Source organism: Haloarcula sp. CBA1122 (genome assembly GCF_009741785.1).
In the GTDB taxonomy this organism is placed as follows: Archaea; Halobacteriota; Halobacteria; order Halobacteriales; family Haloarculaceae; genus Haloarcula; species Haloarcula hispanica.
The window spans coordinates 1-24,067 of the sequence record NZ_WPCB01000010.1; the positions used below are offsets into that span (position 1 = coordinate 1).

Annotated in this window: 25 protein-coding genes, 3 tRNA genes and 1 pseudogene; 17 read left to right on the forward strand and 12 right to left on the reverse strand. The window is 63.9% G+C overall.

Annotated elements, in window-relative coordinates; translation table 11 throughout:
• On the forward strand, positions 1 to 1,331 hold a 1,331-nt coding region (gene cca / locus GJ630_RS05780), incomplete at its 5' end, for a CCA tRNA nucleotidyltransferase (protein ID WP_191449537.1).
• On the opposite strand, the gene GJ630_RS05785 is transcribed toward cca, so the two are convergent.
• The 4 genes from GJ630_RS05785 to GJ630_RS05800 all read right to left on the reverse strand — a co-directional run bounded on the left by GJ630_RS05785 (position 1,310) and on the right by GJ630_RS05800 (position 4,817).
• Complete coding sequence (locus GJ630_RS05785; protein WP_050037129.1) at positions 1,310 to 2,317, reverse strand: histone deacetylase; 1,008 nt, start codon at positions 2,315 to 2,317, stop codon at positions 1,310 to 1,312. The genes cca and GJ630_RS05785 overlap by 22 nt on opposite strands.
• Positions 2,318 to 2,755 carry a histone gene (locus tag GJ630_RS05790; protein WP_005537260.1) on the reverse strand — a complete coding sequence of 146 codons (438 nt, stop codon included), beginning with the start codon at positions 2,753 to 2,755 and terminating at the stop codon, positions 2,318 to 2,320. It lies immediately after the preceding gene.
• Between the two features lie 55 nt (positions 2,756 to 2,810).
• Positions 2,811 to 4,277, reverse strand: a complete 1,467-nt coding sequence (locus GJ630_RS05795; protein ID WP_014041405.1) for a single-stranded DNA binding protein — start codon at positions 4,275 to 4,277, stop codon at positions 2,811 to 2,813.
• A 192-nt stretch (positions 4,278 to 4,469) separates the two neighbouring features.
• Positions 4,470 to 4,817: a hypothetical protein gene (locus tag GJ630_RS05800; protein WP_023843424.1), complete on the reverse strand. Its 348-nt coding sequence runs from the start codon at positions 4,815 to 4,817 to the stop codon at positions 4,470 to 4,472.
• Between the two features lie 258 nt (positions 4,818 to 5,075).
• Between GJ630_RS05800 and GJ630_RS05805 the strand changes: the two genes are divergently transcribed.
• The 4 genes and pseudogenes from GJ630_RS05805 (at position 5,076) to GJ630_RS05820 (ending at position 6,922) form a co-directional block, all read left to right on the forward strand.
• Positions 5,076 to 5,148, forward strand: a tRNA-Arg gene (locus GJ630_RS05805).
• Between the two features lie 158 nt (positions 5,149 to 5,306).
• A pseudogene (locus GJ630_RS05810) lies at positions 5,307 to 5,914 on the forward strand (DUF309 domain-containing protein).
• Positions 5,915 to 6,017: 103 nt separating this feature from the next.
• Positions 6,018 to 6,578, forward strand: a complete 561-nt coding sequence (locus GJ630_RS05815) for a diadenylate cyclase (protein WP_186764057.1) — start codon at positions 6,018 to 6,020, stop codon at positions 6,576 to 6,578.
• A gap of 119 nt (positions 6,579 to 6,697) precedes the next feature.
• Entirely contained in the window at positions 6,698 to 6,922 is a 225-nt protein-coding gene (locus GJ630_RS05820) for a hypothetical protein (protein WP_129755641.1), read from the forward strand.
• Between the two features lie 110 nt (positions 6,923 to 7,032).
• Here the strand turns inward: GJ630_RS05820 and azf are convergent, their stop codons facing one another.
• A complete protein-coding gene (gene azf, locus GJ630_RS05825; protein WP_014041409.1) occupies positions 7,033 to 7,806 on the reverse strand; it encodes an NAD-dependent glucose-6-phosphate dehydrogenase Azf in 774 nt (257 codons plus the stop codon).
• A 74-nt stretch (positions 7,807 to 7,880) separates the two neighbouring features.
• On the opposite strand from azf, the gene GJ630_RS05830 reads away from it, so the two are divergent.
• The 4 genes from GJ630_RS05830 (at position 7,881) to GJ630_RS05845 (ending at position 11,070) form a co-directional block, all read left to right on the forward strand.
• The gene (locus GJ630_RS05830; protein ID WP_008307666.1) at positions 7,881 to 8,228 is read left to right on the forward strand and encodes a dihydroneopterin aldolase family protein; all 348 of its coding nucleotides are present in this window, start codon (positions 7,881 to 7,883) and stop codon (positions 8,226 to 8,228) included.
• A 73-nt stretch (positions 8,229 to 8,301) separates the two neighbouring features.
• The gene (locus GJ630_RS05835) at positions 8,302 to 9,399 is read left to right on the forward strand and encodes a hypothetical protein (RefSeq protein ID WP_191449538.1); all 1,098 of its coding nucleotides are present in this window, start codon (positions 8,302 to 8,304) and stop codon (positions 9,397 to 9,399) included.
• Between the two features lie 105 nt (positions 9,400 to 9,504).
• Positions 9,505 to 9,951: a DUF5790 family protein gene (locus tag GJ630_RS05840; protein WP_014041411.1), complete on the forward strand. Its 447-nt coding sequence runs from the start codon at positions 9,505 to 9,507 to the stop codon at positions 9,949 to 9,951.
• 231 nt (positions 9,952 to 10,182) lie between these two features.
• A complete protein-coding gene (locus tag GJ630_RS05845; protein WP_191449539.1) occupies positions 10,183 to 11,070 on the forward strand; it encodes a DUF4399 domain-containing protein in 888 nt (295 codons plus the stop codon).
• Between the two features lie 27 nt (positions 11,071 to 11,097).
• On the opposite strand, the gene GJ630_RS05850 is transcribed toward GJ630_RS05845, so the two are convergent.
• Positions 11,098 to 11,622, reverse strand: coding sequence for a DUF6789 family protein (locus GJ630_RS05850; protein WP_014041413.1), 525 nt, complete (start codon positions 11,620 to 11,622; stop codon positions 11,098 to 11,100).
• A gap of 144 nt (positions 11,623 to 11,766) precedes the next feature.
• Here GJ630_RS05850 and coxB point away from each other — a divergent pair, with 144 nt between their 5' ends.
• The 3 genes from coxB to GJ630_RS05865 are packed head-to-tail and all read left to right on the forward strand — an operon-like array spanning position 11,767 to position 15,357.
• Entirely contained in the window at positions 11,767 to 12,519 is a 753-nt protein-coding gene (gene coxB, locus GJ630_RS05855; RefSeq protein ID WP_014041414.1) for a cytochrome c oxidase subunit II, read from the forward strand.
• Positions 12,516 to 15,086: a cbb3-type cytochrome c oxidase subunit I gene (locus tag GJ630_RS05860; RefSeq protein ID WP_191449540.1), complete on the forward strand. Its 2,571-nt coding sequence runs from the start codon at positions 12,516 to 12,518 to the stop codon at positions 15,084 to 15,086. Before coxB ends, GJ630_RS05860 begins: the two co-directional genes overlap by 4 nt.
• Positions 15,087 to 15,090: 4 nt before the next feature.
• Positions 15,091 to 15,357, forward strand: coding sequence for a cytochrome C oxidase subunit IV family protein (locus GJ630_RS05865; RefSeq protein ID WP_014041416.1), 267 nt, complete (start codon positions 15,091 to 15,093; stop codon positions 15,355 to 15,357).
• A 5-nt stretch (positions 15,358 to 15,362) separates the two neighbouring features.
• On the opposite strand, the gene GJ630_RS05870 is transcribed toward GJ630_RS05865, so the two are convergent.
• Positions 15,363 to 15,806 carry a hypothetical protein gene (locus tag GJ630_RS05870; protein WP_049919114.1) on the reverse strand — a complete coding sequence of 148 codons (444 nt, stop codon included), beginning with the start codon at positions 15,804 to 15,806 and terminating at the stop codon, positions 15,363 to 15,365.
• A 179-nt stretch (positions 15,807 to 15,985) separates the two neighbouring features.
• On the opposite strand from GJ630_RS05870, the gene GJ630_RS05875 reads away from it, so the two are divergent.
• Entirely contained in the window at positions 15,986 to 16,417 is a 432-nt protein-coding gene (locus tag GJ630_RS05875) for a hypothetical protein (RefSeq protein ID WP_225306785.1), read from the forward strand.
• Between the two features lie 237 nt (positions 16,418 to 16,654).
• On the opposite strand, the gene GJ630_RS05880 is transcribed toward GJ630_RS05875, so the two are convergent.
• On the reverse strand, positions 16,655 to 18,577 hold the full coding sequence (locus GJ630_RS05880; protein ID WP_191449541.1) for an ABC transporter ATP-binding protein: 1,923 nt from the start codon (positions 18,575 to 18,577) through the stop codon (positions 16,655 to 16,657).
• Positions 18,578 to 18,616: 39 nt separating this feature from the next.
• Entirely contained in the window at positions 18,617 to 19,204 is a 588-nt protein-coding gene (locus GJ630_RS05885) for a DUF192 domain-containing protein (RefSeq protein ID WP_191449542.1), read from the reverse strand.
• Between the two features lie 97 nt (positions 19,205 to 19,301).
• Between GJ630_RS05885 and GJ630_RS05890 the strand changes: the two genes are divergently transcribed.
• Both GJ630_RS05890 and GJ630_RS05895 read left to right on the forward strand, forming a co-directional pair.
• Positions 19,302 to 19,375, forward strand: a tRNA-Val gene (locus GJ630_RS05890).
• Positions 19,376 to 20,010: 635 nt separating this feature from the next.
• Positions 20,011 to 20,084: transfer RNA gene (locus GJ630_RS05895), tRNA-Phe, on the forward strand.
• 296 nt (positions 20,085 to 20,380) lie between these two features.
• Here GJ630_RS05895 and GJ630_RS05900 read toward each other — a convergent pair.
• Entirely contained in the window at positions 20,381 to 21,580 is a 1,200-nt protein-coding gene (locus GJ630_RS05900; protein ID WP_191449543.1) for a glycosyltransferase family 2 protein, read from the reverse strand.
• A 157-nt stretch (positions 21,581 to 21,737) separates the two neighbouring features.
• On the opposite strand from GJ630_RS05900, the gene GJ630_RS05905 reads away from it, so the two are divergent.
• Both GJ630_RS05905 and GJ630_RS05910 read left to right on the forward strand, forming a co-directional pair.
• Entirely contained in the window at positions 21,738 to 22,307 is a 570-nt protein-coding gene (locus GJ630_RS05905; RefSeq protein ID WP_151145171.1) for a hypothetical protein, read from the forward strand.
• Between the two features lie 96 nt (positions 22,308 to 22,403).
• Positions 22,404 to 22,649, forward strand: a complete 246-nt coding sequence (locus GJ630_RS05910) for a hypothetical protein (RefSeq protein WP_014041423.1) — start codon at positions 22,404 to 22,406, stop codon at positions 22,647 to 22,649.
• Here the strand turns inward: GJ630_RS05910 and GJ630_RS05915 are convergent, their stop codons facing one another.
• Together GJ630_RS05915 and GJ630_RS05920 are read right to left on the reverse strand one after the other, a co-directional pair.
• The gene (locus GJ630_RS05915; protein WP_014041424.1) at positions 22,650 to 23,324 is read right to left on the reverse strand and encodes a class I SAM-dependent methyltransferase; all 675 of its coding nucleotides are present in this window, start codon (positions 23,322 to 23,324) and stop codon (positions 22,650 to 22,652) included.
• Between the two features lie 158 nt (positions 23,325 to 23,482).
• Positions 23,483 to 24,007 carry an Hsp20/alpha crystallin family protein gene (locus GJ630_RS05920; protein WP_191449544.1) on the reverse strand — a complete coding sequence of 175 codons (525 nt, stop codon included), beginning with the start codon at positions 24,005 to 24,007 and terminating at the stop codon, positions 23,483 to 23,485.
• Positions 24,008 to 24,067 lie beyond the last annotated feature (60 nt).

The window sequence follows — 24,067 nt, forward strand, 5'->3', positions numbered from 1 at the left end:
ACGCCGAGGCGGCCGTCGCCGACCTGCCGGTCGCTGCGGAGGTAGTGCAAGTCGGATCGACGGCCCGCGGAACGTGGACCGCCGGCGACCGAGACGTGGACGTGTTCGTCTGTTTTCCACCGTCACTCGACCGCGAAGCGCTGGAGGAATACGGGCTGACGGTCGGGCACGAAGTCCTCCCCGATGGGCGCGAGGAGTACGCCGAACACCCCTACGTCGTCGGCGAGCGCGAGGGGTACGCCGTGGATCTGGTGCCCTGCTACGCGGTCGAGGACGCCACCGAGATCCAGTCCGCGGTCGACCGGACGCCGTTTCACACCAGATATCTGCAGGAGCGACTGGACGACGACGGCGCGGGCGAGGTGCGGGTGGCAAAGCAGTTCCTGAAGGGCATCGGTGTCTACGGGAGCGACCTCCGAACACGCGGGTTCTCGGGCTATCTGACGGAGCTGCTGGTACTCGAGTACGGCGGCTTCCGGGCGTTCGTCGAGGCAGTCGCGGACTGGTACCCGCCGGTTCGGCTGGACCCCGAGGACCACGGGAGCGAGACGTTCGACGACCCGCTGGTCGTCATCGACCCGACGGACCCGGAGCGCAACGTCGCGGCGGTGCTGTCCGCCACGAACGTCGCCAGGCTCCAGCACTACGCCCGGGACCTGCTCGCCGAACCACGGGCCTCGCTGTTCACCGAGGACGACCCTGAGCCGTTCGCAGCACCAGACATCGAAGCCGCTGTGTCACAGCGGGAAACGACGCCGATGGCGCTCCGCTTCGTCGCCCCGGACGTGGTCGACGACCAGCTCTGGCCCCAGCTCCGGAAATCCCTCGATGGGCTCTGCAGCGAACTCGACCGACTGGGGTTCGAGGTCCTGCGGTCGGCCGCGTTCGTCGAGGACGGCAGCGGAGACGACGGGGGCCGAGCCGTCGACAGTGCGAGAGCTACCGCCGGCGGCGACAGCGGATCACCAGCACAGCGGGACGCCGTCCTGCTGCTCGAATTTGCCGTCGCCGAGCGGCCGGCCGTCGAGCGCCACGAAGGGCCGCCGGTCCACGTCCGCGAGCACGCGAGCGGGTTCTTCGAGAAGTACGACGACGACCCCGAGGTGGCCGGCCCCTTCATCGACGGCGACCGCTACGTCGTCGAGCGGCCACGCGCGATCACCACAGCTACCGGGTTCCTGTCGAGCGATGCTGTCTTCGACGTGGGGCTGGGGCCACGGATCGAGTCGGCACTGGAGGACGGCTACGAGGTACTGGTCGGCACAGAGATTACAGCGCTTGCCGACGGTTTCGGCGTCGATCTGGCGGACTACTTCGAGCCGAAGCCCTGATCGGCGAGGTCATCGAGAACGTCGCGAGCGTCGTCGCTGACGTCGTCGTCCGGTTCCATCGGCTGGTAGCCGTCAAAGACTTCGTGAACGGTCGTAACCGAGTCTGAGAGGGTATCAAGTCCGTACCCGCCCTCGAGGATGATTCCAAGCGCCGCGTCACAGGCGTCTGTGAGCGAGCGCATGCGGTCCGTCATTGCGCCGTACCCTTCCGTCGAGACGCGCATCCGTGAAATCGGGTCGTGTTCGTGCGCGTCGAAGCCGGCGCTGATGAGCAACAGGTCGGGGTCGTAGTCCTCGATGGCCGGCGCGATGCACTCGTCGATCGCGGCGAGGTAGTCGGCGGTGTCAGCGCCGGGCTTGTACTTGACGTTGAGGTTCGTGCCGTCGGCGTTCCCCGTGCCGGTCTCCTCAATGTCGCCAGTGCCGGGGTAGAGGCCGTCCTCGTGTATCGAGGCGTAGAACACGTCGGAACGGTCGTAGAAGATGTCCTGTGTACCGTTCCCGTGGTGGACGTCCCAGTCGAAGATGGCGACGCGCTCGGCATCGGCTTCGAGGGCCGCCTGTGCCGCGACGGCCGCGTTGTTGATGAAACAGAAGCCCATGGCGTCGTCGCCCACAGCGTGATGGCCGGGCGGTCGGCCCAGAGAGAACGGTGTGTCGCGGCCGGCGTTGCCGTCAAGCGCGGCTTCCGCCGCCCAGACAGCGAGGCCGGCCGAGGCCAGCGCGGCGTCCCACGTCTCCTCGACCGCGACGGTGTCGGCGTCCCAGTTCCCGCCGCCGTCGTCACAGAACTCGCGGAACTCCTCGATGTAGTCGGTGTCGTGGACCTCGCGCACGAGGTCGATGTCGGCGTCGTCGGCGGTGACGTACTCGACACCGTGGTTCTCCTTGAGCGCGCGCCGTATCGCTCGAAGTCTGTCGGGACTCTCCGGATGTCGCGGCCCGGTGTCGTGGTCCAGACAGACCTCGCGGTAGCCGAAGTTCATTCAGTAGTACTGTTCGAGTTCGAAGTACGTTTCGACGTCAGCTGCCTTGATCGTCCGACGGTCAGCGTGACGAGCCAACGTGGCGGCCGCGGCGGCCGTGTCGTCGGCGTACGTTTCGAGGAGCGACGCGAGGGCGACGCGGGCGTCCATTGCGACGCGGTAGTCGTCGTCGATGTCGAGCCGTGCGATGCGGTCGACCGGCGCGACGGGGAGTTCGAGGCCGTCCTTCTCCGGGACCTGCTCGATGCCGAAATCGGCCGGCATCAGCGTCTTTCGGCCGTCCGTGGTGGCCTCGGTAGCTGCTGTGACGGCAAGCGAAGCGCCGTGGTCCTGTATTCGACGAGCCAGTTCCTCCGCAGCGTCGGCACTCACCCGGAGCCCGTCCGCGTTCCGCCGAATGACCGCATCCACCGGTGCGAACGGTAGCTCGACACTCATACCCAAACCCGGGAGTGTTGCGGTCTTAAGAGTTTCCGTAGCGTCGCTCGGCGACTCAGAACACGTCCTCAGCGTGAAGCCGGTCGTCGTGGAGTTCGCCACGGACCGTTATCTCCTGCCCTAACTGCACGCGCTCGCCGGTTTCGACGCTCATCGTCTGCTCGCCGTCGTCCAGCACCACGGGGTCGCCGGTCTGGACGACGGTGCCGGTGAACTCCACCTGCTGGCCGGCGCTCTGTGCGCCACCGTCCGGCGACGTGTCGCCGGTACCAGCACTGACTGCGGCCGCCCCGTCGCCGCTGTTGTCGGTATCAGCGTCGTCCGCACCGTCACCGAAGGAGGACAGGCCGGCGTGTTCGGCGTCGGTCGTCTCGGCGCTGGCTCCCCCACCTGCGCCACCAGTCGCCAGATCCGCGCCGTCGTCGAGCACGACGACCGTAGAGTTCCAGCTCGCCGAGGCCTCCTTGTCGTCCTGCCAGCCGTCCTGGATTTCGACATCCGCCGCGAGCACTTCGTCGCCCGGCGCGATGTCCTTGTCCGCCTTGTCGCCCCACAGCGCCACGCGGATGTCGCCCGTCGCGTCCTGGATGCGGACATTTCGGACCTGTCCCTCGCTGCCGTCGTCGCGGTCGAACGTCCGCTTGGGGTCGGCCGAGCGCACGACGCCAGCAATATCGGCTGTCTCTTCGAGTTCGACCTCCGCGATTGGGTCAGCGTCGGGCTCAAAGGCCACGTCGTCATCCACTTCGTCGACGGCCCCTTGGTCGCCGACGTGGAGTTCCAGCGAGCCGTCCCGCTCCCGGACGTAGCCATCGATTATCTCCACGGCCGCCCCCGCATCGAGTTCCTCGGCGCGGTCGGCTCGGTCGTCCCACAGCGTCACCCGGATACGCCCCGTCTCATCGCCGAGCGTGAGGTTCGAGACACGGCCCTCGCTGCCGTCATCCCGGTCGAACGTCCGGATGGTGTCGGTATCAAGCACGAGCCCGCGCAGCGTCACGTCGGACTGGCCCATCGTCAGCGCGTCGATGGACGAGCCAGCGCCCGGCTCCACGTCGATTGTGGCGTCGTCGTCCGGCTCCGCCTTGTCGACGGACACCTCCAGCCCATTGTAGCCGTCCTTCGGCCGACCCTTCACCCGGAGTACGTCGCCGACCTCCAGTTGCCCCTCGTCGATGTCGACGGCCTGGCCGTCCCAGAAGGCGAGCCTGAGGCTGCCGCTCTCGTCGGCCGCCTCGACGTTGATGACCCGGCCGTCCTCGTCCTCGTCGTCGCGTTCGAAGGTCTTCAGGTCGCCGATGGCCATCACCTTGGCGAGGAACTTCACCTCGTCCATCCCGGGTTCGATATCGGCGATGGCGTTGACCTCGTTCTCGTTGAGCTCGTGGGCCAACAGCATCGCGGCCGTCTCCTCGTCGGCGAGCCCGCCCATCTGCTCGACCTTCTCCTCGACGGCCTCGCGGAACTCCTCCTCGGGGACGTCCGTCTCTAGGTCCTCGTAAATGTCCTCTATCGCACCCATCTATCTATGGGACGCTGGGCTGGGGCGCGCTTAAGCGTTGTCGTTGGGCGAGCGAGCGGCCGTTGTCGGTCGATTTCGGTGGTCTCCCGTCCATTACTCGATGGTGGTCATGCGATGGGGTATAAACCCTCGTCCGCTGGCCCGACAGCGGGCACTGTTATGCCACCACGTTGAGAGAGTCGTGGGCAGCCGTTAGCGTGTCGCTGTTGTTACGGGGCTCTGGCCGTCGCCGGTGTCGTGAGACACAGACACCGTGCCGGGGAGCCCGTTCTCAAACGTCGCCGTCGCCCGGTAGTCGATCTCCATAATGGCTTGCGTACACACATCGCCAGCGTCCGGTTTATCCTTCGTCCCAACACTGATGCGAAGTTCATCGGCACTCGAATCGTACGTGACGTCTGTTAGGTCGGCCGTTTTGCACCCATCAGATCCCCAGATAGTGCCTTCGACGACGACTTGATCGCCGTCGAAAGCCACCGTTGCCGAACTTGTCTGTGACCCGGACTGTCGCTGGGTGACGCTGAATGTTGTCTCGTTCACACTCGGGGTTTCACTCGCGCCCTCTGTGGATGTTTCCCCGCTACCGGGCGCCCCACCAAAGCAGCCAGCGAGCGCTATCGAGCAACCGAGACCACCGTATCGTAGGAGTTGTCGCCGCTTCATATTCGCCCGAATGTAGGCCAGTTGAAAGATACTCCCGGTCGCTCAAATCAGCGTTGTAGCGAAGTGTGCCTACCCGTCGCGTGACGGCACGCGAACCGTCACCCTTTTTAGGTGCACCACCCTCTCTGGAAATGAGTCCGGATAGGGTAGTGGACTATCCTCTTGGCTTGCGGAGCCAGGGACCGGAGTTCAAATCTCCGTCCGGACGTTCATTCCATTCACGACCGGACGTGCTCCACGCTCGCGTGGAACTCCGTCCGGACGTTTCTACCGACGCAAACCGCCGAGCGACGGTAATAGGGTCTCGCTGTCGAAACTTTGCACAGATGGCGATGTGGTTTTCCGACCGCGAATACAACCCACCGTGTGCGCGACCATCTCCGTGCCGGCATCGCAGTGTACAACGAAGGTCGCTACCACGCCGCACACGACGCGTGGGAGGCGTACTGGCTGGACCTCGACGAAGGTGACGACGAGCGGTTTCTGCACGGTCTCATCCAGTTCACCGCGGTCGTCCACCACGCTAGCGAGGAGAACTGGTCGGGCGCGCAGGGACTGGCCGAGAGCGCGGTGGAGTACCTCGACGGCCTGCCCGACCCGTACCGCGGGGTGGCACTAGACAGGGTCTGGTCGTTCCTCGCGGCGACGGCGGCGGACCCACACCACGCAGCGGCGGACCCGCCAGTGGTGACCCACGACGCGAAGCGATTGGCTACGACACGCTTGATTTCGACGCTACCGCCATCGCTGCCGAAGTGCTGGCGGAGGCTGGCCGGTACGACGAGGAAGTCATCGACGACGCTGTTGACCGCGCGCGAGATGAACTCGACGGCGACGGCGGCTCGCAGTTCGTCGGAATGGTGTTCTCGTTCGTGCGCGAGCGCGACCAGCGCCCCGTCGTCTACCAGCGGCTCCGGGACCACGTCGAACTGGAACAGCAGAAAGACGACGACGTGCGGGGGCTGTTCGAGTAGCTCTGGCCGTTTGGCTGACTGGTTACCCATTTAATCAACACAACGTATTTTCCGGAAATCCGCACCGACTATGCCCGTGGCGGCCCAACCGACAGACGACCGAATGAGCGACTCGATTGAACGTCCGAGTCCCACAGACGCGGAGAGAGAGGCTGCCCCGGAGAGTGCTGTTCTCGACCGAATCAGGGGCTGTGTCGAGGACGTGAGTCTGGCGTTCGACCGGTGGGACGACGCTCACGTACGGGGGCCGGGGCTGTACGTCGTCATCGAGCGCGACCCGACGACGGCGTTTTCCGACCCGATGGGGTCGAACCGGTGGCCGGTCGAGGACTGCCCGAGCGTGTTCGACCAGTCCGGGGCGCTGTTCGAGGCGGCCCAGTCGGTTGCGGTTGCGTGTGACGGCGCAGTTGTCGTCCGCAGTGACGGCACAGTCAGACCATCGATGGTTCGGCTCACGCAGTTGACTGAAGCGGAGGCGGAAACTGTCGACCAGCTCCCGTATGCTGACTGGATGGGGACACGACACATGAGTGCGCTGGAGACCTCCACTCGGGACGCCGTGTTTGCAGTGGTGACGCTGAGCGAGGAGAACGGGCGGGTCACTGTCTTTCGAGACGGGACCTACGAGGACCGGCAGCGCGGCGTGCTCGGCGAGAAGTGGTAGCGGTCCGTGGTGTGCCCGCCACGGCTCCGGTTCGGCGACCTGAGCTTCGATACGGGCGTTTTTGCTGGGTTCGTGTCCCAACCCACGCACTTATGTCAACACTCCGAATAGATTGAGACATGAAGTCCCGCCTTATCCGTGCGTGGAGTCGTGCCAAGAACGCTGCCGCTTTCGCTGCCGTCGGTGCTGGAATCGGTGGGCTGTTCAGTAAAAGTGCGGCGAGTAGTGGTGCCGCGCTCGGTGCACTCGTCGGAGCCACGATCGGCGAGAAGCGAGCGAGCGTCGGCCCCATCTCGGAGAAGATAACAGACGAAGCGAGTGGGGTCGTTTCTTCGGACGAATAGAACCGGACTGGTGTCCGACAGAGCGACTGGACGATTCGAACCAGCCTGTTGCTCGGAGACGCTACCGTATTGGCGCAGACGGCAAAAGCTCACTGACGCCGGTAACGGCGCTACGGCTCCGGTTCGGCGACGCGTTCTTCGCCGTCGAAGTGCGCGGAGTTGTCCTGTGGGTCGTAGCCGAGTGCCTCTTTCGCGCGCTCGATGGAGTAGTACTTGCGGTCGTTATCGGAGATCCCGTAGACGATTTCGTACTCGTAGTCGGCCTGGAGCGCGCAGTCGTGGATGTGAGCACAGTCTCGGTAGGAGAGCCACATCGCCTGCCCGCGCTCGTAGTCTATCGGCGGGTGGCCCCGCGTGAGGTTGCCGATACGGATGTTGCAGACGGAGAGCCCGTACTGGTCGTGGTAGTAGCGGCCCAGCACCTCGCCGGTGGCTTTCGAGACGCCGTAGAGGTTTCCTGGGCGGGGGAGTTCCGTCCCGTCGAGGCGGTACTGGTCGTCCGGGCGGTACATCTCGGGCGTGCGCTCGTCCGTTTCGAAGGAGCCGACGGCGTGGTTCGAGGACGCGAAGACGAACTTCTCGACGCCCTCGTCGACGGCGGCCTCGTACATCTTCTGGGTGCCGTCGATGTTGTTTTCGAGGACGGAATCCCAGGGGGCTTCGGGCCGGGGGTCGCCGGCCAGGTGGATGACGGCGCTGACGCCGTCCATCGCCGCGGCCACGTCGCCCTCGCTGGACACGTCCCCGACGAGGTACTCGTGGTCGGGCTCCTCGGCGGGTGGGCTGTGGAACATGAGTTTCCACTCGTAGGCGTCCTCGAGGCCTTCGAGGATGGCCGCCCCGACAGCGCCGCCAGCGCCGGTGAGCAGAACCGGGTCGTCCATTCGTATGAGACGATACGTCGCACGCAATAGGTAGCTTGCGGTTCGCTTTTGTGTCGCCCAGCCGGACCGAGCGTATGGAACCCACAGCTCCGCAGGAGGCGTGTTTCGAAGCGGGCGTCAAGTTCGGGTCGTTGTATCACCAGTTCGCCGGTACCCCGATCAGCCCGGCCAGCGCCGACTCGCTCGCGGCGGCGATGGAGGAAGCCATCGAGAACCAGCCGTTCTGTGAGGCGGTCACCGTCAGCGTCCGAACAGAGGCGCTGGAAGACGCTATCGCCGAGGGCGGGGCGGACTACACCGAACTTACTGGGCGGTTCATCGACGTCGAGATGCGCATCGAATACGAGGGCGTCACGGTCGAGACAAGCATGGCGATGGAGGACGGCTACCCGCTGATGCAGGTCGACGCAGTGCAGGAGTGAATGACCAGACGGGAGCCTGAATCACTGACACAGGCCCGAAAATTTTACCAGAGCGGGCTGTGAGACTTCCGATATGGCCCTCCACGCAGTCGACGATATCGACGACGCAATCGACGCGACGAAGTCGTTCCTGTTCCCGTTCGAGAAGGGAACGTGGCTCCGAATGGCGTTCGTCGTGTTCTTCATCGGTGGCGGTGGTGTCGGACTGAACAACGTCCAGTCGTTCAGCAACTTCGGCGATTTCGGCGGGAACGGCGGTCCCAGCGGCCCGGGAAGCGAGTTTCAACTGGCCGCGCCGCTTGAAACTGTGATGTCCGTGCCCGGGAACCTCGCCTTGCAAGTCTCCGAGCCCGGCGTCCCGTCCGGCGCACCGGACGAACTACTCGCCGGGGCTGGGCTCCTTGTGCTCGCCGTCATCGGCCTGTTCATCCTGCTGGCATTCGCGTACGGCATCCTGAGTAACTTCATGGAGTTCGTGTTGACCCAGGCGCTCATCGACCGCGAGATACACGTCCGCCGATACTTCAGCGACCACGTCGGGAACGGAATACGGCTGTTCCTGTTCCGGCTTGTCCTCGGGGTTATCTGGCTCGGCGTCGCGCTCGTGATTGGTGCGGCCGTGTTCTTCCTGGCGCTCGGTGGCGAAGCCGCAAACGTCGGTACGTCGAGCGCCCTCGCGCTATCGGGACTGTTCATCGCCGTTTTCGCGGTGCTCGCGATAAGCTACGGTATCGTCTTCGGCTTCACCACGGTGTTTGTCGTCCCGCTGATGACGGCGGACGACGACGGCGTCCTCTCCGGGTGGTCGCGGCTCTGGGGGTCGATGAAAGGCCACCCCAAGCAGTACCTCGCCTACCTGTTTTTCTCCATCGTCCTCCAGATCGGTGTCGGTATCGTCAGCGCGATTCTCGGCATCATCGCATTTATCGTCGTTCTGATCCCGTTCGGGCTCGTTGCGTTTGCGCTGTATCTCGCGCTCCAGAATTCCGTCGGCGTGGTCCTGGCCGGGGTTGTCGGGCTGCTGGGGCTGCTGGTCCTGCTCGTTATCGGTGCGCTCATACAGGTCCCGCTGACGACGTTCCTGCGGTACTACGCGATGCTCGTGCTGGGTGACATCGACGCAGACATGGACCCGATTCCCGAGGTGCGCTCGGACATCCGGGCCGAGTAGCCACAACGGCTTTTCGGTTTCAGGAATTGCCGACCGGTCACGTCCTGCGGTTTCACTTTCACTTTCAGGCGGGCTTTTAATCCCTCACCGCCCCAACGTCTCCGTATGAGTCAGTCAAGTCTGGACGACGACGAACTGTTCGGAGAGGCGGCCAATGAAATGCGCACGGACGTCGAGGAGTCGCTCGCGGAGGCTCGCGACGCGCTCCCCGAGGCCGATTCGGTCTGGGACGTGGAGGCCGACAACACGCTCGGCGTTCTGAACTCGCTCAAAACGGCACTCGACGTGGGCGACGCCGAGGACCACCTCCGCGACGCGAAGAAGTGGTACACGATGGGCGAACGCGCGGACGCCTTCGAGGACGCCGACGACCTCGCCGAGGAAATCGAAACCATCGCCGACCTCATCGACGACGTCGACGACGCCCGCGAGCAGATCGGTGACCTCACCGCGACGATCCCACAGCTCCGAAGCACGCTCGAAGAGTTCGAGGGTGAAGACGGGGCGGACGCGGAGGCGGACGGCGACGCCGATGCGGAAGCCGAAGCCTGAGCGCAAGCTAGCCACGTTCCGGCGAATGCTCACCGCGTTCTCCGCCGGTCACCAGCGCATCGCTCGCGTCGTCCAGCGACTTTTGTCCCGCAAGTCCCGGTTTCGGTGAAATTGACTGCAGAAACAGGTCCGGCCGGTGCCTGGCAACCGGTGTGACATTCTATCCAAAGCCGTATTTACGGCCGGTCGAGCGCTTAAGTGTTCGTGGAGCAACAGTTCCGGCCACGCGATATGGACGACAGACTCACACGCCGAACGTTCGTCTGTGGCGTCTCGACTGCTGTAGCGACCGGTCTCGCGGGCTGTAGCGAGGACCAGTCGGGCGGCGGCGCGGTGACACCTACCCGGACAGACGGAACCGATAGCATGGCAACGGAGCCAGCGAACGGCGGGGACACCGACACCACAGAAGCGGAGACCGGGGCGTATCGGAACGGCGTCGGACAGAACGCCAGCGTCTCCGTTGCGGTCCCAAACGATACTGCGGCCCTTACCAGTCCGTCCGTACAGTGGCGGGCAACCGCCGACGGCGTTACCATCGAAGAAGCCGGGGAAGTGACCAGCGGGGCCGGGCACTACCACATCATCGTTGACGCCGACCCTGTAACGCCGGGCGAGACAATTCCGACGGACGACGCCCACATCCACTACGGGACCGGGCAGAAAGACGGCGTGCTGAAACTAGACCCCGGCGAGCACACGCTCCACCTCCAACTGGGGGACGGCGCACACACGGCGATGGCACTGACCGACAGCGTCGACGTGACCGTCAGCGACGAGGCCAGCCTCAGTGTCGAGACGAGCGTCGACGGGAGCGTCGTTGACTGGGAGGCCAGTGTCGAGAACTACACCATCGGACCCACCAGCGACGGTATCACGTCGAATACGGGCCATCTGCACGCGATCGTCAACACCGATCCGGTGCCGACCGGCGAGGTCATCCCAAACAATGCGCGACACGTCCACTACGGCGATGGCTCGACGAGCGGGAGCCTCGACCTCGCCGAGCAACTGGGCGATGCATACGAGGCCGGCGAGCACACAGTTCACTTCCAGATCGCGTCCGCAACACACCGTGCGACGACGCTCACCGCGTCGGAGACAGTGACGACGGAGTAGCTCGCAATCTCAGACAGGTCTTCGGCCTCAGACGATAGAGTCCGGGCGCGTCGAGAAGTAGTTGAACACCGCGCCGAGACCGATGCCGTAGACGACGTGAGCGATGAGCGTCAGCACCGCGTACAGCACCAGCGTGAGTCCGGACTGGTCGGTGTAGAAAGCGAGCACGAACCCGGTCCACATCGCGCCGCCGAAGAACGCGCCGCTGACGGGATCGGACTGGCCCGGGAGGTACGCTTTCAGCGAAGCGAACAGCAGCGGCCACGGGAACATCCCGCCGCCGAGGAAGATGAAGAAGCCGAACAGTACCTCCGGGACGTAGCCGGTCAGGCCCACGAGCTCGGTGAGGATTGCGAAGTCGTCGAGACTGAACGCGCCCAGTGACTGGGCGATGAGGAAGACGACGGACATCATCGCGGTCCCGACCAGCCCGCCGGCAGCACCGACGACACCGTCGGCGAGAATCCCGGCGAGGCTATCGAACTCCTCGACCTCTGTGAGGCCGTCGTCGTTGATAGGCGGGTCCTCGACGCCGGGTGACGTGTCTTCCATGGTGTGTTGTAACATGGCAGTAGATAAAAAAGTTCCCGCACACGTTAGGCCAGCGAAGGACATATGTCAGAAATCTGTCCGCAATACCTATTACAAGGTGGGAAGAATCATGAAGAAATGGCGGCATCCTTGATAACATACGCCATGGTTGTGTTCCCCTTGCACGGTGGCGACGTCAGGGCACCCAGTGCGGTGTTCGACCAGATCTTCGAGGTGTTCCTGCTGCTGGGAACAGCCGTCGGGGTGGTCGTCGTGGCGTACACGATGTACCACGCGCTCAAGTACCGCGACGACGGGGGCGGAACGGACCCGTACGCCGACAAGGTCGAACGGCCCGAAATGGGGGAGATGCCGACCGGCGGCGCGGGTGGCCGGAAGGTGTTCTACTCGTTCAGCATCAGCGCCATCATCGTCGTCTCGCTCATCGCCTGGACGTACTCGCAACTGCTGTACATCGAGCAGGGGCCCGATCTGGCTCAAGAGGAGGCGCTGGAAATTGACGTGGAGGGATACCGGTTCGGCTGGGACTTCGTGTACCCGAACGGGCACACGACCAACACGCTCTACGTGCCACAGGACCGGGTGGTCAGGTTACAGGTGACCTCGACGGACGTGTTCCACAACTTCGGGATACCGGAGTTGCGAGTCAAGACCGACGCCGTTCCGGGCCAGTACACGTCGGCCTGGTTCACGGCCAACGAGACGGGGACCTACGCCGCCAAGTGCTACGAGCTGTGTGGCAGCGGCCACTCGCTGATGACGACGGATGTGGTTGTGATGCCACAGGACGAGTACGAGGAGTGGTACGCGGAGACGAACGGGACGGCGGCGAGCGGCAACGAGACGGACCAGCGAATCGCGACTGAGGCGACCGCCCTCGGAGGTGCGCCCGCATGAGCCACGACCACGAACACGGATTGCCGCCCAAGTCGTCGGTCAGCCGGTGGTTCCTCACGACCAACCACAAGGACATCGGCGTGCTGTATCTCATCACCGCGCTGTTTTTCCTGATTTTCGGCGGCGTCCTCGCCCTGCTGTTCCGCCTCGAACTGATCTCCTCGGGCGCTGACCTGCTTGGGTCGATGGGGTACAACCAGGCGGTGTCGACCCACGGCCTGCTGATGGTGTTCTGGTTCATCTCGCCGTTCGCCTTCGGCTTCGCGAATTACGTCGTTCCACTGCAGATCGGCGCTGATGACCTCGCATTCCCGCGGTTGAACGCCCTATCCTATTGGCTGTATCTGTTCTCGGGCATCCTGATGGGCGTCTCGTTCTTCCAAGGTACCACCTTCGCGGGCGGCTGGACGATGTACGCCCCGCTGAACACGCCGGCGTACATCCCCGGCGAGGGCCTGGGCGCGACCTCGGTCGTGCTGGCACTCATCATGTTCACCGCCGCGGTGACGCTGGGGTCGGTGAACTTCCTGACGACGATGTACCGGATGCGCGCCGAGGGGCTCCGGATGCGGGACATCCCCATCTTCTCGCTGTCGATCAACCTCACTGTCTGGATGATGCTGTTCGCCTTCGCGGCGCTGCTGGCGGCGCTGATGATACTCGCCTCCGACCACGTCCTCGGAACGACCTACTTCCAGTACTCTATCGACGGGACGACGATGGCGACCGACGCGGACAACCCGGGTGCGTCGCTGCTGTGGGCGCACCTGTTCTGGTTCTTCGGCCATCCGGAGGTGTACATCGTCTTCTTCCCGGCGCTGGGCGTGATGGCCGAGTGCTTCCAGACCTTTACCGGCCGGCGGCTGGTCGGCCGCAAGTGGTTCATCATCTCGATGGTGCTGGTGGCGCTCCAGAGCTTCGTCGTCTGGATGCACCACATGTTCCTGACCGGCATCAACCTCCCAATCAAGACCATCTTCATGGCGACGACCATCGGCATCTCGCTACCCTTCGACCTGATGGTGTTCTCGCTCATCTACACGATGGCGAAAGGTCGGGTCCGGTTCACGACGCCGTTCCTGTTCTCGCTGGGCGCGCTCATCCTGTTCATCATCGGCGGCATCACCGGCGTCTTCCTCGGCGCAATCGTGCTGGACTACCAGTTCCGCGGGACGTACTGGGTCGTCGCGCATTTCCACTACGTGATGGTCGCGGGCGCGACGGCGCTGTTCGGCGGCCTCTACTACTGGTATCCCAAGATAACGGGGAAGATGTACAACGAGACGCTGGGGAAGATACAGTTCGGCGTCTACTTCCTCGGGTTCAATCTGCTGTACTTCCCGATGTTCATCGCCTGGGAGACGCCGCGGCGAGTGTTCGTCTACCCCGATGGCCTGCAGATCTGGCACACGATGGCCACTGTCGGCGGGTTCATTCTCGGCGCGAGCTTCCTCCTCATGTTCTACAACCTCTTTGTGAGCCTCTGGCGCGGGGAGGATGTCGGGCCGAACCCCTGGGAGTACGCCACCTCCGCCGAGTGGGCCGCCGCCTCGCCGCCGCCGCTCGAAAACTTCCCCGGTGTACCGAGCTACGCCACCGGGAAACTGGAGTTCCTCGACGAGGAGACGGTCGCCGAGCGGACCGAAAGCATGCCCGGAGCCGCGGCCCACGGCCACGCGGCGACCGACGGCGGGACCGCGACGGACGGCGGCGCGGTGACAGCGAGGGCCGCGGCGACGGCCACCGCGATGGAGCCGGCCCACGAGACCGCTGGCGAGGAACACGCCAGCCACGCCAGCTTCTGGCCGTTCCTCGTCAGCCTCGGCGGGTTCATCGCCTTTCTCGGGCTCTCGGGCGTGCGGACGGGGAGCGTGTTCTACCTGACCATGGCGGCCGTCGGTGGGGTGGCAACGCTCGGGTCGCTCGTCGGGATGACCCGCGAGCCGTTCCACGCGCCCGAGATGGCCATCGCCGAACGGTGGCCCTTCGAGCGCGTCGAGAAGATGAAACTCGGGATGTGGACGTTCCTCGCCAGCGACATCGTCCTGTTCGGGGCCTTCATCGGCTCGTATGCCTTCGTCCGGGTCGCGTACGGCTGGACGGCCTGGCACCACGACCTCATCCCGGCCGAACATGTGACGATGCCCGGCCTCATCAACACGTATCTGTTGCTCACGTCGAGTTTCCTCGTCGTGCTGGCGATGGTCGCCGCCGAACGGGAGAGCAAGCGCGGGACCGTCGCCGCACTCATGGGAACGTTCGCGCTCGGCGTGGGCTTCCTCATCAACAAGGGACTGGAGTGGCAGCACCTGTTCCACATCAGCACAGAGGCGTTCCCGAACGGGTGGAACCTCTCGACGAACATCGCGTCGTCGACGTTCTACCTGACGACGGGGCTCCATGGCGCGCACGTCACCATCGGGCTGGTTATCTGTGCGTACATGACCATCAGGGCCTGGAACGGGGCCTACCAGGGCGACGACAGGGCCATCGAGTACTTCGGACTGTACTGGCACTTCGTCGACATCGTCTGGCTGTTCCTGTTCCCGCTGTTTTACATCCTCTAGAACAATGGACTGGAAAGGCTACACCGTGATATACGTCGTGTTGTTCGTGTTCGCGACCGCACAGGCCGTCGTCGAGTTCGCCGGCCTCGTCGACAGCGCCTACTGGGCCGCCTTCGCGCTCATCATGGTGCTGTCGGTTATCAAGGCCGTCGGCGTCGCCGCGTACTACCAGCACCTCCGCTGGGAACCCCGCGCCGTCACGTACCTCGTGCTAGGCGGGACTGTTGCTGCGCTCGCGCTGACCGGGGCCGCCGCGTACTCGATACTGTGAGGGTCTCAGGCCCCGACAAGCTGGAAACCGACCGCGATGAGAAAGAGAACGCCCGCGACAGTCGCGGACTCGGCGACCGCTAGCGAGCGGGGATGTCCTCGTCGCGTCGCCGAGAGATACACCCCAAACAGCAGGTAGCCACAGAGGCCCGCCCCACCGACCACGGCGACCGCAAGCCCCGCTATCGACTGGGTCTCGACGGGGCCGGAGATAGACGCGACGACGCCGACGAGGAGGCCGACGACCAGCACCGCGAACGCGCCGACCCAGACCATCGGCTGGTCGGCATACGTCTCGAAGCGACTCTCGCGGTCACTGGTTGGAGACCGGCCGCTCGTTGACGACCCCGGGCTGTAGTGATACCACCCTCGCCCGCGGACCATCCATGTGACCACCGCCACCACTAACGCACCCATCAGTGCCATGCTAGCGAGGTACGTGGTTGACATGTGATAGCATTACAACACAATGCGTAATAATCGTTTGTGCCCGGCCGACGAGAAACCGGTGTTCTCGTCGCTGTTGTCGTCGGCAACCGCTGCTAACGGACAGATGTTGCTATTTGGCCAGCGGACGGTGTCTATCTTTTCACAGAAAGTCTATGCGTGTCTAAGAACAACTTGAATCTGTGCAATTCGCCCCGTTCGCCGGTGAACAGCCGTTTATGGGTGCTGCTTTCGCGCTTTCGGTCGCCATCATCCTTGGAAATCTGATCGCACTGGGCTACTGGGCCCGTGCGGAGGCCAGCGCACGTAACGGCTCAACTCTCTGGACGTTCCTGTTTCTGTATACGGGTTTTGGCCTGGTCTACTATGTCTGGGTCCGCTACGTCCGAAACGACTGGGAGCCGCGCACGGAGCCAGCCGACCGGCGTGAACGGGTGGTCACTGCCTACTCGCTGGCCGTCCTTCTGGCGTTCGTGGTCGGCGCGTTCGTCACACCGCCAGACCCGATGATGCAAGTTCTGGCTCTCCCGCCGCTGTTTGTGGTCTCGTTCGTCGTTTCGTATCTGTTTGTCACGCGAGGGTCGGTCGGCGATAGCGGCGGAACTGCTGCCTAAGCTGTGAGAGTGTGCTGTAGCCCATCGTATGGCCCAGCTGGCACTGTCAAGCTAAAGTGACAGGATAGAGGTTGAGTCTGGGAGGATACACCCTTCAGCGACCGGCTGTTTCAGCCCATTTTAGGTCTGGAGAAGCGGCTGTTAACAGAGCCAAACGGCTCAGACATGGCGTCCTCACCGCTTCAGTCGTCGGCAACTGCTGATAACTGACGGTTCGAACATTGCGTTCTCACCGTTTCAGTCATCAGCATCCGTCCGCGCCCGTCGCTGAATCGCACGCTCGACGAACTCTTCGGGGAGTTCGTCGATTTCGCCGGCCTGAACCGCCCAGAGGTTGGCGTAGAGGCCGTCCGCGGCGAGCAGGTCGTCGTGACTCCCCCGTTCGACGATACGGCCGTCCTCGACGACGAGAATCGTGTCGGCGTCTTTCACCGTCGAGAGACGGTGGGCGATGGCGAACGTGGTCCGGTCGGCGGTCAGGTCGTCAAGCGACCGCTGGATGAGCATCTCCGTCTCCGTGTCCACGTCGCTGGTCGCCTCGTCGAGGATGAGAATTTCGGGATCTTTCAGAATCGCCCGGGCGATAGCGATGCGCTGGCGCTGGCCGCCCGAGAGCTTGACGCCGCGCTCGCCGACCATCGTGTCGTAGCCGTCCGGGAGATTGCGGACGAACTGGTCGGCCTCGGCGGCTTTCGCGGCGGCGACGATTTCCTCGTCGGTGGCGTCGAACGTCCCGTAGGCAATGTTTTCGCGGACGGTGCCGTAGAACAGGAACGTCTCCTGACTGACGTAGCCGATGGCGCGACGGATGCTCTGTATCTGTACGTCCTGCACGTTCTGGCCGTCGATGCGAACCGTGCCGGAGTCAACGTCGTACATCCGGAGCAGGAGCTTCAGCACGGTTGATTTCCCCGCGCCGGTCGGGCCAACGAGGGCGACTGTCTCGCCGCCGTCGGCCTCGAATGAGATGTCCGAAAGCACCGGCTCGTCGTCGCCATCGTAGCTAAAGGCCACGTCCTCGTACGCGACGCGACCGTCGGTCACGGCAAGCGGCGGCGCGTCCTCGGCCTCTTCGAGGCGACCGGGCGTGTCCATCAACCCGAATACGCGCTCGGCGGAGGCGTAGGCCCGCTGGTACATATTGATGATTTGCCCGAACTGCGCCATCGGCCAGACGAACCGCTGCGTGTAGATGATAAAGGCGACAAACTGCCCGCGGGAGAGGCTCGCCGTCAGCGGCCCGGGTGCCTGCCCGGTGACCATCAGTCCGCCGACGATGAACGTGACGACGAAGCCGATGCCCGAGACGAGCCGGAGGCCAGGGAAGAAGGTGATACGCGTCTCGATGGCGTCCCAGTTGGCGTCGAGGTAGTCCTCAGAGGTGTCCTCGACTCGGTCGGCCTCGTACGGCTCGGTGTTGGCGGTCTTGATTATCTGGATGCCGCTGAGGTTGTTTTCCAGTCTGGAGTTGAGCTTGCCGACCGTCGACCGGACCTCGGCGTATTTCGGCTGGATAACGTCGATGAACCGCTTTGTAAACACGGCGATAATCGGGACGGGCAACAGCGCGACCAGCGCCAGTTGCCAGTTCATGTAGAACAGGTACGTGGCGATGCCGACGACCATGATTATCATCCGCGAAGCGGAGTTGAGGCCGTCGTTGAGGAACTTCTCCAGCCGGTTCACGTCGTTCGACAGCACCGACATCATCTCGCCGGTCTGCTTATCGGCGAAGAAGTCCATGTTCAGCCGCTGCATCGTCTCGTAGGTGTCGGTGCGGACGGCGTGTTGAACGTGCTGGGCGAACTTGTTCCAGCCCCAGTTCCGACTCCAGTGGAAGACGGCCCCGAGGCCGAACGAGGCGGCGATGATGCCGGCAGTGAGCCACAGCTGTGGCCCCTGCCCGTTGGGAATCCAGGCGTCGGGTATCAGGAAGAGGCCGTATTCGGCCTCCTGTAGGAAGATAGCGTCGATAGCCAGCGCCAAGAGGATCGGTGGCAGTAGGTCCAGCATCCGAGCGACAATAGAACTGCAGAGGCCGACGACGAACGCTCCCCAGTGGCCCTGTCCGTAACCGGTGAACAGTCGAAGCATCGGCCGGTCGACGCGTTCCCTGGCGTCTTCGAACACGTCGTCGTCCGAACCCGCGTCGAAATCCATTATCGAATTCAGGGGCTGAACCCGCAAAAGGCCGTCGGGCTACGTGGCTTCGGGCGGCAGTTCGACCCGATCGCCGACCGCAACGCCGGTCCGGTTTGTCCACCCGCGGTTCACTTCGAGGACGTACTTGCCCCGCCCCGCGTAGCCTGTCAGGCCGCTCTCGGAGGTCCCCTCCGGCGGGAGCGCCGCGTGGTGGATGGTCGTGATAGTGCCGTTGGCGTCGATGAAGATGATGTCAAGCGGGAACGACATGTTCCGCATGACGTAGGTGTACTGGCCCGCCTCGTCGTGGACGAACAGCATTCCTTCGTTTGGCCCAAGCGACTCGGTGTTGCTCAGGCCGACGTACCGCTGATCGAACGTCTGTGCGATGCGAACCTCGACCGTCCCCAGCGGTTCCCCAGCCTCTTGTTCACGGGCCGCGATGGTCGTCTCCGGCATCGAAGTATCCGTCGAAGGCTGTGTCGCGGTCGGTGTCGCCGCGTCCGAGGCTTCCCGAACCGTCACTGTGCCCTCCTCGTACTCGCCGGTCCCGAGTACCTCGATCCAGAGGCCAGTCTGGAGAACGACGGCAGCCGCGACGAGGAGGCCGACGAGTCCGAGAACAATCACAGCGGGGCGCTGCATACCCCGTGTGAGGGGCAGGCCGTGGGTAATACTGTCGGTGCCCACTGTCGACCGAGAGAGAAAGCGTTATTCCTGCCGATGGAAAACGGTGGCATACGGGTCCGTGGTCTAGTTGGTTATGACGTGGCCTTTACAAGGCCGAGGCCGGTGGTTCGAATCCGCCCGGACCCATCCTGCGACGAACGGACGTGAGGGGCGGATGGTCCCTGTGGATTCGATTCCTGCCAGTCGCGCGCAACGCAGTGAGCACGTCTGGCTTCGGTTCGAATCCGCCCGGACCCACTGAACTTCTCGCGGCGCTCACCTCCGAGCGCCGCATGTGTGATTCGGCCGGGCGGTTCGAATCAGGGAACGAAGCAGCGCGGAGTGACCGTGGTTCGAATCCGCCGGGAGAGCACTGCTCTCCCGAGCCCTCGTTCGCTTCGCTCACGAGGACGCCCGGACCCATCCTGCGACGAACGGACGTGAGGAGCGGATGGTCCCTGTGGATTCGATTCCTGCCAGTCGCGCACGATATCATGACCCAGGTACCAGAGCGTCTATCTCGATTGATAGTCGCCCGTAATCCATATATCCGGAGTGGTGGTAGTGCGTGGCATGATAGATGGCTCGACGTGTCCGGCCTGCAGCGGGCACGTCTCGACGACTAACGGCACCGAATACGAATGCGACGACTGTGGCGAGACGTTCGACAGCGCGGACCTGTTCCTCCCGTAATCGGCGGTCGAACCGCCCGGCCGACCCCACAGAACCTGCGCCCGCTTTCGAAATGCTTTTTTCTACCCTCATCATCGCTTGGAGTGCACGCCGCCTTAGCTCAGACTGGGAGAGCACTCGACTGAAGATCGAGCTGTCCCCGGTTCAAATCCGGGAGGCGGCACTTCTGTGGTTCTGACCGGTGAGCGGAGCGAACCGTCAGAATCCAGTGTGCGAACCGAGCGGATTTGAACGAGACGAGTCACAGCCCGCGCAGCGAAGCGAGCAGGAATGTCTCGGCGTAGTTCACAATTCGGGAGGCGGCATCCCGATTCTACGCGGTTTCCATTCGCGTAACTTTTATACTCGACTGAAGATCGAGCTGTCCCCGTCCCTGCGAGCGGGGAGCCGAGAGTTGCGTTACGACAGGCTGCCTGTAATCAAACACCGAGAGTACTAGATAGCGACTGAAGCGAGGGGTTACCCGTTGCCGACCTTCTCCGTGACGCGGAACCCTTCGGGTGGGTCGAGGATGCCGGCGACAGTACCCATCGAGTGGACGACAGTGATAAGCGGGGCAAGTGGGGCAGCCAGCAGCCACTCGGTTTTGTCCGGGCCGTAGTACTGAACGCCGCGAAGATACCAGAAGAACGTCAGCAGCCCAAGCGTAACCGAGGCAAGCGTAAACAGGCCACTAGAGCCAACGCCGACGCCGAGAACCGACAGCGGGACGACGATGAGCGTGACAATCGGTGAGAGCGCCCATGCGTAGTTCCGGACACGAGTGACTAGCTGGTAGCCCACAGGCAGATCTGTCGATGCTTCGAGGTTGCCGGCGGCCCAGCGGCGGCGTTGCTGAGTGATTTCGGTCAGCGACGGCGGAGCTTCGTTGCGGCAGGTGGCCGTCGCGAGCTCGAACGAGAAGTCCTCGAGTCGCTGGGCGGCCGCCCAGACGAACGCGGTGTCCTCGACGATAGTTTCGCGGTTCCAGGTCACGTCGTCCTCGACGGACTGCCTCACGGCGATGCCGCCGCCCCACGCGAACAGCGGGATCGAGAGGCGGGCGAAGGCGCGCTGTTCGACCTGGACGCCCATCCGATAGACGTCAGCGAGATAGGACAGTACCGACCCGGTGCGGCGGGGCTCCTCGCGGAGTTGGACGATATCCGCGTCCGGTAGCCCCTCGAAGGACTCGATGTGGCTGTCTTCGTCGAGATACAGCACGAACTCCCGGTCGTGGTCGAGCGTGCGACGGGCCCACTCGATGGCGCGACCCTTGCGGACGGCCGCACAGTCGAACCCGTCGGGGACGGCGTGGACGGTTGCGCCGTCGACGTCGATGTCCGTCTCGGCGATGACGCGGATGTCGTCGAAGGTCACGGGCAGTGAGTCCACGGTCGCCTGCACGACATCTGCGGCATCGACGGTGAGGATGCGGACCTGGATGTCGTCGCCACCGTGGACGGGCTCCGGCGGTTCATAGCCAGCACCGATGACGTAGGTGAGCACGAGCCAGATGAGCGCGGACGTGGCGAACAGGACCGTCGTTCCCCAAAGGAGGAGTTCGAACACGCTGTGCCAGTCGACGAGGCCGAGTGTCAGCGATGGCGTGAGGACGGCCACGGCCGTGAGGAGCAGGACCGCCCCGACTCCGGAGAGCGTGATGCGTTCGACTTTCATTGTGGTTCCATCCAGTGCCCCACGCCACTTCATGCAGGAACACCGTCAGCCCGTCTTACCGTCGTTTTTGGCCGAATTAAGCTGATTTACACGGGATTGAGGTCGGTTTGAATTGCGGCCGACCGCCGGAACAGGTAATTCCGTGGCGACAAGTAGCATGGGTATGACAGAGGAGCCAGCACACGAGCAGATGGAGCGCCATGCGACCCTGACAGACGAACTCGCGGCCCTCAGTGTGGAGCGGGACGCCGTCGCGGCGGCAGTGCAGGACCGGCTTGCCGACGCGGTTTCGGAGGCGATAGCAGAAGCGGGCGCGAACGTCGGGAATCTCGGGCAGTCCAAAGACGGTAAGCGGTTCCGGTTCGAGGCGCGACTCGACCGGGCGGCGCTGGTGGCGACGGTGACGGAAGCGCTGCCGGACGGATTCGTCGTCTCCCACGTCAACGAGGACGGGACGCTGAGCGTGGACTGGACCGGCGACAGCACCACGCCGTCGAAGCGTGAACATGGGGCCATCCTGAAGGCAATTATCGCAGAGGAAACAGAGACGGACAGCGACGGCTTCATTGAGTCTGTACCCAGCCGAGACCGCGTTCTGGCGCGGGCAGTGGAACTGGGCGTCGACGAGGGTGACGCGGCAGACCGCCTCAGTCGGCTGGCGACGCTGGATGTTGTCGATATCACCGACGAGGGGGTCTACCCCGACGAGAACTTCTCGCGGTACTAGCGCTTGGAACCGCCCGACAGCGGGCGTCGGTACGCAGGTAGACCGAGTGGCGCAACCGACGTTTATTACTTAGCCCGGCCAGAAATGTCACACAGAATGGCAGTACTATCGACAGAAGACGAGGGGAAGTTCCTCATGGACGCACAGGGAGAGCAGATCGGCATCGTGACCGAGGTCGACCCGAAGGGACAGGTCGCGTACGTCGAACCGGATCCGGACCTCACCGAGGCCTGGGTGCAGGGGCTCGGGTTCGGTGACGCCGACGAGGACGATATCGAGGTCGCCGCCGACGCCATCGGAACGATCACTGACAGCGAACTGCGCGTGACTGTCGACCTGTAGTCACGCTCCGGATTCGGGACGCTCGCCCACCACGAGCGTCCACCACTTGACGAACTGCGTCCGTTCGTAGAGGTTGAGCAGCCGCGCCGACGCGTCCGACTCGGAGATGCTCGCGAGCATCAACGGCGATCCGAGCGTCCGTTTCTCGGCGACTTCGAACGATTCGGATACGAGGTCGGTGACGGCGGTCTCCGAGAGGTGGCCGTAGATGTCGGTGTCTTCCTCCAGCAGCCCCAGCCGGAACGCGACACCCTTGGTGAGTCGCCGGTACAGCCCCGGCGTCCCTTCGAGCAGAGCGATACGGCCCGCAGGGCGGAGGACGCGGGCGGATTCGCGAATGATTTCCGGACGGTCCGCGGGCGGGACGTGGTGGAGGAACCGGCGGCCGATGAGAGCGTCGAAGGAATCGTCTGCGAACGGGAGCGCTCGGGCGTCACCAGCCAGCGCTGGCTTGCGGACGGTTTCAACGTTCGACGGCCAGCCTTCCAGTCCGACATCGGCGCGGGGATGCATATGCTGGCCGAACGCGAGTTCGAGCGTCCGGCCGGGCGGGAGCTGTTCGGCTAGTAGCTCGTCGTGTCGCTCGTAGATTCGGTGCAACAGCGGGTGTTTCCGGACGTTCCGCGGCCGCTCGACGATTGCGCCGTCCTGAACGTCCCAGGTCGCGTCGGACATATTACGGCCTCACAGCACGGAGACCCCGGCGGTCGCACGAAACTATAGAGGCGATAAGAGAGCAGCAGTAGCTGACTAATACCGGGATAGCAGGTTGTTAAGGGCGTTCTCACTGGGACAGTCGTGTAACGTCGGCAGACAACAACCGAAAAGCGAGTCTATTTGATTTCGATCCGGTTCGAGTCGTCGGCGTCGTCCGCGCGCGGCAGCGTTATTTCGAGAACGCCGTTGTGGTAGGTGGCGGTGATGTCGTCGTCCACGACCGGTTCGGGAACAGTGACCCGTTCGGCGACCCGTCGGCTGTGGCGGCGAGCGCCGTCGCTGGTCTCTTCAGCGACCGTGCTCTCGCCCTGGATGCTGAGGACGCCGTCCTCAAAGCGGACGACGAGGTCGTCGCGCTCGAAGCCCGGGAGGTCGACCATCACGGCGTATCCGTCGTCGGTCTCGTCGACGTGGAGGTTCGTGTCGATACCGGGCCGGCGGTGGCCGCTCCGGCGTACGTCCGTGGACGGTCGGTCGGCGCGGAGTCCCGGACTGTCGTCCATCCGGTGTCTCGAATCGTCACCCATCCGGCGGCCCAAACTGTCGTCTGTCCAGCGACTCTGGCTGTCGTCCATCATCGACCGTCGCGTCTGTGCGAAGAGTCGGAGCATCGTCTCGAACGGATCGTTGCTGTGTGTCATAATCACCTTATATAGGCTAGTACTGATATTAACAGTTGCGTAACATGTGCTATCACAGGG

Excerpts from the sequence above, each read along its gene's own strand:
- GJ630_RS05910 (WP_014041423.1), top strand. The coding sequence starts at position 22,404 with ATGGCAGTACTATCGACAGAAGACGAGGGGAAGTTCCTCATGGACGCA.
- GJ630_RS05860 (WP_191449540.1), top strand. The coding sequence starts at position 12,516 with ATGAGCCACGACCACGAACACGGATTGCCGCCCAAGTCGTCGGTCAGC.
- coxB (WP_014041414.1), top strand. The coding sequence starts at position 11,767 with ATGGTTGTGTTCCCCTTGCACGGTGGCGACGTCAGGGCACCCAGTGCG.
- GJ630_RS05920 (WP_191449544.1), bottom strand. The coding sequence starts at position 24,007 with ATGACACACAGCAACGATCCGTTCGAGACGATGCTCCGACTCTTCGCA.
- GJ630_RS05790 (WP_005537260.1), bottom strand. The coding sequence starts at position 2,755 with ATGAGTGTCGAGCTACCGTTCGCACCGGTGGATGCGGTCATTCGGCGG.
- GJ630_RS05905 (WP_151145171.1), top strand. The coding sequence starts at position 21,738 with ATGGGTATGACAGAGGAGCCAGCACACGAGCAGATGGAGCGCCATGCG.
- GJ630_RS05815 (WP_186764057.1), top strand. The coding sequence starts at position 6,018 with ATGAGCGACTCGATTGAACGTCCGAGTCCCACAGACGCGGAGAGAGAG.
- GJ630_RS05820 (WP_129755641.1), top strand. The coding sequence starts at position 6,698 with ATGAAGTCCCGCCTTATCCGTGCGTGGAGTCGTGCCAAGAACGCTGCC.
- GJ630_RS05865 (WP_014041416.1), top strand. The coding sequence starts at position 15,091 with ATGGACTGGAAAGGCTACACCGTGATATACGTCGTGTTGTTCGTGTTC.
- GJ630_RS05785 (WP_050037129.1), bottom strand. The coding sequence starts at position 2,317 with ATGAACTTCGGCTACCGCGAGGTCTGTCTGGACCACGACACCGGGCCG.
- GJ630_RS05900 (WP_191449543.1), bottom strand. The coding sequence starts at position 21,580 with ATGAAAGTCGAACGCATCACGCTCTCCGGAGTCGGGGCGGTCCTGCTC.
- GJ630_RS05795 (WP_014041405.1), bottom strand. The coding sequence starts at position 4,277 with ATGGGTGCGATAGAGGACATTTACGAGGACCTAGAGACGGACGTCCCC.
- azf (WP_014041409.1), bottom strand. The coding sequence starts at position 7,806 with ATGGACGACCCGGTTCTGCTCACCGGCGCTGGCGGCGCTGTCGGGGCG.
- GJ630_RS05915 (WP_014041424.1), bottom strand. The coding sequence starts at position 23,324 with ATGTCCGACGCGACCTGGGACGTTCAGGACGGCGCAATCGTCGAGCGG.
- GJ630_RS05885 (WP_191449542.1), bottom strand. The coding sequence starts at position 19,204 with ATGCAGCGCCCCGCTGTGATTGTTCTCGGACTCGTCGGCCTCCTCGTC.
- GJ630_RS05880 (WP_191449541.1), bottom strand. The coding sequence starts at position 18,577 with ATGGATTTCGACGCGGGTTCGGACGACGACGTGTTCGAAGACGCCAGG.
- GJ630_RS05840 (WP_014041411.1), top strand. The coding sequence starts at position 9,505 with ATGAGTCAGTCAAGTCTGGACGACGACGAACTGTTCGGAGAGGCGGCC.
- GJ630_RS05870 (WP_049919114.1), bottom strand. The coding sequence starts at position 15,806 with ATGTCAACCACGTACCTCGCTAGCATGGCACTGATGGGTGCGTTAGTG.
- GJ630_RS05845 (WP_191449539.1), top strand. The coding sequence starts at position 10,183 with ATGGACGACAGACTCACACGCCGAACGTTCGTCTGTGGCGTCTCGACT.
- GJ630_RS05835 (WP_191449538.1), top strand. The coding sequence starts at position 8,302 with ATGGCCCTCCACGCAGTCGACGATATCGACGACGCAATCGACGCGACG.
- GJ630_RS05830 (WP_008307666.1), top strand. The coding sequence starts at position 7,881 with ATGGAACCCACAGCTCCGCAGGAGGCGTGTTTCGAAGCGGGCGTCAAG.
- GJ630_RS05850 (WP_014041413.1), bottom strand. The coding sequence starts at position 11,622 with ATGGAAGACACGTCACCCGGCGTCGAGGACCCGCCTATCAACGACGAC.